At 48.0% G+C, this 6534-nt stretch carries 5 protein-coding genes; 3 read left to right on the top strand and 2 right to left on the bottom strand.

The window, feature by feature from the left end:
* Positions 1-31: 31 nt before the first annotated feature.
* Complete coding sequence (gene fadA / locus LRP50_RS21035; protein ID WP_274166397.1) at positions 32-1195, bottom strand: acetyl-CoA C-acyltransferase FadA; 1164 nt, start codon at positions 1193-1195, stop codon at positions 32-34.
* A 32-nt stretch (positions 1196-1227) separates the two neighbouring features.
* On the bottom strand, positions 1228-3393 hold the full coding sequence (fadB, locus tag LRP50_RS21040; protein ID WP_274166398.1) for a fatty acid oxidation complex subunit alpha FadB: 2166 nt from the start codon (positions 3391-3393) through the stop codon (positions 1228-1230).
* Positions 3394-3653: 260 nt separating this feature from the next.
* Between fadB and LRP50_RS21045 the strand changes: the two genes are divergently transcribed.
* Genes LRP50_RS21045 through hemG form a run of 3 tightly spaced genes read left to right on the top strand, consistent with a single transcriptional unit; the run spans position 3654 to position 6336 of the window.
* On the top strand, positions 3654-4280 hold the full coding sequence (locus tag LRP50_RS21045; protein ID WP_274166399.1) for a YigZ family protein: 627 nt from the start codon (positions 3654-3656) through the stop codon (positions 4278-4280).
* A 43-nt stretch (positions 4281-4323) separates the two neighbouring features.
* Positions 4324-5781 carry a TrkH family potassium uptake protein gene (locus tag LRP50_RS21050; protein WP_274166400.1) on the top strand — a complete coding sequence of 486 codons (1458 nt, stop codon included), beginning with the start codon at positions 4324-4326 and terminating at the stop codon, positions 5779-5781.
* A 30-nt stretch (positions 5782-5811) separates the two neighbouring features.
* Entirely contained in the window at positions 5812-6336 is a 525-nt protein-coding gene (gene hemG, locus LRP50_RS21055; RefSeq protein WP_274166401.1) for a menaquinone-dependent protoporphyrinogen IX dehydrogenase, read from the top strand.
* The last annotated feature ends 198 nt before the right edge of the window (positions 6337-6534 follow it).

Raw genomic sequence — 6534 nt, forward strand, 5'->3', positions numbered from 1 at the left:
CCGGCTTAATGAGGTTGGGTTTACTGGGGAATTAGACGCGTTCGAAGACCGTCGCAATACCTTGTCCCAAACCGATGCACATGGTCGCTAGGCCCAGTTCGACATCATTGTGTTCCATCAGATTGATAAGCGTAGTCGATATACGCGAACCTGAGCAGCCAAGCGGATGACCTAACGCGATTGCGCCGCCATTTAGGTTCACTTTCTCGTCGACTTTGTCCAGTAAACCGAGGTCTTTGGCACACGGTAATGATTGCGCGGCAAAAGCTTCATTAAGCTCAACCATACCAATGTCGTCAATTGTGACACCTGCGCGTTTCAGTGCCTTATGACTTGCTGGTACCGGTCCATATCCCATGATTGATGGATCACAGCCTGCTACTGCCATTGAGCGGATGCGTGCTCGAATCGGTAAACCTAAGGCTTTGGCTTTGTCTTCGCTCATCACAAGCATGGCTGATGCGCCATCTGATAAGGCCGAAGAGGTACCTGCAGTGACAGTACCATTGGCAGGGTCAAACACGGGGCGTAAACCTGACAAGGTTTCAACCGTGGTTTCCGGACGAATCACTTCGTCATTCTCCACAAGTATCAATCCACCTTTTCCATCATGACCTTCGGTTGGCATGATTTCGTTTTTGAATCGACCTTCTAGTGTGGCTGCATAAGCGCGTCTGTGAGAACGCGCCGCAAACTCGTCTTGCTGTTCTCGGCTAATCCCGTGGATACGACCAAGCATTTCCGCGGTTAACCCCATCATACCTGCCGCTTTTGCGACGGATTTTGACATGCCAGGGTGGAAATCGACGCCATGGGTCATGGGTACATGACCCATGTGCTCTACGCCACCAATCAAGCAAACATCTGCGTCACCAACTTTGATGGCGCGTGCGGCATCATGCAATGCCTGCATCGATGAACCACACAAGCGATTCACCGTTGTAGCAGCGACTGAATGTGGAATGCCAGCCAGTAGGGCGGCGTTACGGGCAATATTAAAACCTTGCTCGAGCGTTTGCTGTACACAACCCCAATAGATGTCTTCAATATCTGAAGGATCGAGTTGCGGATTTCGCACGAGCAGTGAGCGCATCAAGTGCGCCGATAAATCTTCGGCCCGAACATTGCGGAATGCGCCGCCTTTGGAGCGGCCCATTGGGGTTCGAATACAATCGACAATCACAACGTTTTTCATGGTATTTCCCTCTTAATCTATATCCGTGTTGGTTAGGCTGACTGTCGTTGGGCATCGAAATACCCTTCGCCTTTCGTTGCTTTTTCTCGAAGACCTTGCGGAACTTCATAGGCAGGGCCAAGGTTGGCCAGCTTGTCTGCTATCGCAACGTAGTTTTGTAGCCCAATGGTATCTAGGTAGCGGAATACGCCACCACGGAATGGAGGGAAGCCAAGGCCATATACCAGCGCCATGTCTGCTTCTTGAGGTGTGGCGATGATGCCTTCTTCTAAACAGCGAACCACTTCATTAATCATCGGTACCATCATGCGATTAATGATTTCGTCATCGCTGAAGCTTGTTTCGCTGCCAACCACAGAAGAGAGTAGCGGCGCGACATCGGCATCGACGTCTTTTTTCGGTTTACCTTTTCGGTCAATCGAGTATTTGTAGAAACCTACACCGTTTTTCTGGCCGTAACGATTTTGCTCGAACATGACATCGACGCCATCGCGATAGTCTTTTGCCATACGAGTAGGGAAACCTTCGGCCATGACAGCTTGTGCGTGATGAGCCGTATCAATGCCGACAACATCAAGCAGGTAAGCTGGGCCCATCGGCCAGCCGAATTTCTTCTCCATCACTTTATCTATCTTGGTGAAGTCAGCGCCATCACGAAGTAATAAGCTAAAGCCAGCAAAGTACGGGAACAAAACGCGATTGACGAAAAAGCCTGGGCAGTCATTAACGACCACAGGGCTTTTGCCCATTTTTGCTGCGTAAGCAACGACGCGAGAGATGGTTTCATCGGAGGTATCTTTACCGCGAATGACTTCAACCAATGGCATGCGATGTACTGGGTTGAAGAAGTGCATGCCACAGAAGTTCTCTGCACGCTTGAGTGATTTGGCGAGCAAATCAATAGGGATTGTAGAGGTGTTTGATGTGAGAACCGCATCTTCACTGATCAAGCCTTCCACTTCACTTAATACCGCCGCTTTAATTTTCGGATTTTCAACTACGGCTTCTACGATGATGTCTGCTTGCTCTATACCGGCGTAATGTAAGCTAGGCGTAATAGAGGCAAGCACTTCAGCCATTTTGGCGCCTTTGATGCGCCCGCGATCAAGTTGTTTGTTGAGTAGTTTTGACGCTTCTTTCATGCCCATTTCTAATGACGCTTGGCTGATGTCTTTCATCAAAACTGGCACGCCACGGCTTGCGGACTGGTACGCAATACCACCGCCCATGATGCCGGCACCTAGTACTGCAGCATGTTGTGTATCTTTTCCTTCTTTAGCCGCTTTCTTGGCTTTGGATTTAAGAAACTGATCATTAAGAAAGAGGCCAACCAATGCTTGGGTAACGGGGCCTTTTACGAGTTTGACGAAGTGCTTACTTTCAATCAGCAGTGCTTCATCGCGGCTTGAGCGAGACGCTTCTTCGATAGCAATAACCGCTGCCATTGGCGCAGGGTAATGTCGACCTGCCACTTGTGCCACCATGCCTTTGGCCATGGTGAAACTCATGGTTGCTTCCATTTTGTTGAGTTGAAGCGGTGCTTTTTTCTGTGAGCGGCGCTGTTCCCAATTAAGCTTGCCATCAATGGCTTGTTGGGCAAGAGCGAGGGCGGCATCACGCAGATCATCTGGCGCAGTAACGGCATCAACCAGCCCTAACTTTAGCGCGGCATCTGCTTTGCTTTCTTTGCCTGCTGTAATGAGCTCCATAGCGGTATCTGCGCCAATAAGGCGTGGCATACGAACGGTGCCACCAAATCCAGGAATAATACCCAGCTTGGTTTCAGGTAAGCCTATACGTGCGGTGGTATCAGCAATTCTAAAGTCAGTGGAGAGGATGCATTCACACCCGCCACCAAGGGCAAAGCCAGAGATGACCGAAATAGTTGGAAATGGAAGGTCTTCGATGCGAGAGAAAACGCCATTAGCATCGGCAATCCATTGTGCGAGCTCTTCTTCTGGGCTCGAAAACATATCCAGAAATTCGGTGATATCGGCACCGACAACGAAAGCTGACTTCGCTGATGTGAGCAGCAGTGCGCGAATATCGGTCTTTGATTCGAGTGCATCGAGTGCTTCAGCCAAGCTTTTAAGCGTTGCACGATCAAATTTATTGACGGAACCTGGTGCGTCGAGATTAAGTTCCGCGAGGCCATCTTCCAGATAGCGTACGGACAGAGTGTCACCTTGGTAAATCATGTTCTATCTCCGTATTGCCAGCTCTGCGTCTGGTATTTGGTTTACCGTTAAGTAGGGTTTCGATCTGGTAAGACCAGCTCTCACTAGTCTGAGCCGCACCAACCGAAAAGGCAAACAAAATGTTAAACGATTGTTTGAATTCTGTGTTTGATCTACTTCTCATCTAGCGTGAGAGGGTATGCTGTCGGACAAAAGCAGTTCGCCATATGGAGCATTTACTGTGCTAATATCCTGCGCCTTTTCAATCATAGGTCTTTGAAATGAATATCGCCCCTTATCTGATCCCTGTCACAGCGGTGGTGTCAGAAGAGGAAATTAAAAAAAGTCGCTTTATCACTTATCTTGCGCACACGTCAGGGATAGAAAGTGCAAAATCCTTTGTCGCTGAGATAAAAGCGAAGCATCACGATGCTCGTCATAACTGTTGGGCTTTTGTGGCAGGTCGCCCTGATGATTCAATGAGCTGGGGTTTTAGTGATGATGGCGAGCCTTCAGGCACGGCAGGGAAACCTATATTGGCTCAGCTCACAGGTTCAGGCGTCGGAGAGATAACGGCAGTCGTTACACGCTACTATGGAGGTATCCGGCTCGGAACCGGAGGGTTAGTAAAAGCGTATGGCGGCGGAGTTCAGCAAGCGCTGACAAAACTGACAACAATTGAAAAGGCAATTACGGTCCAGTTCACATTAAGCTGTGAATACCCTCACATTGCCTTGATAGAATCTATATTGGCATCCCATAACGCGGTTCAGGTTAATGCTGAATTCAGCCATAATGTGTTGATGACAGTGGAAGTGGATGCACGGAGTGCCGATCAGATGGCGAGTGAAATTGTAAACCGTACTCGCGGTCAGGTAAGAGTGGCCGGGCTAAATGATAACTTATGATTCAGGTTTTCACCTGAAGACAAGGATTGAGCCCTCTTAGGCTATGCAGTTTCGTTCAATTATCCGTATCGTCGGGCTTCTCCTGGCACTATTTAGTATCACCATGCTGGCACCAGCAGTGGTGGCGTTCATTTATCGTGATGGTGAAGGTTTTCCTTTCGTTCTCACTTTCTTCCTTTTGCTTGCTGGTGGCGGCTCGCTATGGTTTCCGAACCGGCAGTATCGGCATGAGCTGAAAGCACGAGATGGTTTCTTGATCGTTGTTTTGTTTTGGACAGTTATCGGAAGCGCGGGCTCAATACCCTTTATGCTCTCTGAGCAGCCCAATATGTCAGTGACCGATGCCTTTTTTGAATCCTTTTCAGGCCTGACTACTACCGGGGCAACAGTCATTGTTGGACTAGATGACTTGCCGAAAGCAGTTCTATTTTACCGTCAACTTTTACAGTGGTTCGGCGGCATGGGGATCATTGTTTTGGCTGTCGCCATTCTACCCGTATTGGGTATCGGTGGTATGCAGCTCTACCGTGCTGAAATTCCAGGGCCAGTAAAAGATAGCAAGATGACGCCGCGAATTGCGGAAACGGCCAAAGCGCTTTGGTATATCTATCTGGCTTTGACGGTGTCGTGCGCGGCAGCTTATTGGGTGGCCGGAATGTCGGTTTTTGACGCGATAAGCCACAGTTTCTCAACGGTTGCAATTGGCGGGTTTTCAACTCATGACGCCAGCATTGGCCATTTCAACAGTTCGGCGATTAACTTCATCACCGTATTTTTCCTCTTTATATCTGCGTGTAATTTCTCGTTGCACTTTGCGGCGTTTGCCAGTGGGAAGCTCCACCCAGGCTTCTACTTTAAAGATCCAGAATTTCGTGCCTTTATCGTTATTCAAATTATTCTTCTGGCGATCGTATTCGGCATGCTGTTAGACCATGGTACATATGATTCAGAATTTGAGGCTTTCAACCAAGCGCTCTTCCAAACCGTGTCTATATCGACGACAGCAGGTTACACCACAACGAGTTTCTCTGAATGGCCGTTGTTTTTACCAGTTTTACTTCTTTTCTCTTCCTTTATAGGGGGGTGCGCGGGATCGACGGGTGGTGGTATGAAGGTGATTCGCATCTTACTGTTGTCACTTCAAGGTTCTCGTGAATTAAAACGTCTTGTGCACCCGCGTGCGGTATACACCATCAAAGTGGGTAATAAAGCGCTACCACAGCAGGTTGTTGATGCGGTCTGGGGCTTCTTTTCAGCATATGCGCTGGTGTTTGTCCTTTGTATGCTTGCTCTTATAGCAACTGGGATGGATGAGTTGAGTGCGTTTTCTGCAGTAGCGGCGACCTTAAATAACTTGGGGCCTGGCCTTGGCGAAGTTGCCGTTCACTTTGGTGATGTAAATAGCAGTGCTAAATGGGTGCTGATTCTTTCCATGCTATTTGGTCGACTAGAAGTCTTCACGTTACTTGTCCTCTTTACTCCCACATTTTGGCGAAGCTAACGCTACTGTTAGCACGCAATAGGTATGACTATGAAAAAGGCCCTTCTTCTTTACTCTAGCCGTGAAGGACAGACTGTAAAAATTCTACGCTTTATCGAAAAAGAATTGGCAGCTACATATCAGTGTGAGCTGGTGGATTTGCATGAGAAGCCTGAGGTCGACTTTACGCAGTATGACAAAGTCATGATTGGTGCATCTATTCGCTATGGACACCTTAATAAAAAGCTATACCAATTCATTGAAAAGAACCTTTCTAAACTCAACTCCGGGAAAGTTGCCTTTTTCTGTGTAAACCTCACTGCACGTAAACCTGGGAAAGATACGCCCGAGGGTAGCGTTTATGTCCAGAAGTTTCTGAAATTGTCTCCTTGGCAGCCAGAACTTATTGATGTGTTTGCTGGTGCATTGTATTACCCCCGTTATCGGTTCTTTGATCGCATCATGATTCAATTCATTATGAAGATGACAGGCGGGGAAACGGACGCAAGTAAAGAGGTGGAATACACTAACTGGGAGCGTGTTAAGGGCTTTTCAAAGCAATTTTGTGCATTTTAATAGCGTTTAGGGTGAAATTTGTTCGAACGGTTCGTTTTTGTCAGAAAACTTCAATATAGCCCTTGCCAAGATCTCAAAGCTCTCTATAATGCCGCCTCACTGACACGGAGAGCGGCACATGATTCAAGTGCTACCATCCACTCAGTACGGCGAAAACGGCTTCAAAATTGATTGAAAATAAACGCTTGACGTTAACGG

It is taken from the genome of Enterovibrio gelatinilyticus (genome assembly GCF_028683095.1).
GTDB lineage: Bacteria > Pseudomonadota > Gammaproteobacteria > Enterobacterales > Vibrionaceae > Enterovibrio > Enterovibrio gelatinilyticus.

Bases quoted from the DNA above. Each gene is read 5' to 3' on its own strand.
- hemG (WP_274166401.1), top strand. From the start codon at position 5,812: ATGAAAAAGGCCCTTCTTCTTTACTCTAGCCGTGAAGGACAGACTGTA.
- fadB (WP_274166398.1), bottom strand. From the start codon at position 3,393: ATGATTTACCAAGGTGACACTCTGTCCGTACGCTATCTGGAAGATGGC.
- fadA (WP_274166397.1), bottom strand. From the start codon at position 1,195: ATGAAAAACGTTGTGATTGTCGATTGTATTCGAACCCCAATGGGCCGC.
- LRP50_RS21045 (WP_274166399.1), top strand. From the start codon at position 3,654: ATGAATATCGCCCCTTATCTGATCCCTGTCACAGCGGTGGTGTCAGAA.
- LRP50_RS21050 (WP_274166400.1), top strand. From the start codon at position 4,324: ATGCAGTTTCGTTCAATTATCCGTATCGTCGGGCTTCTCCTGGCACTA.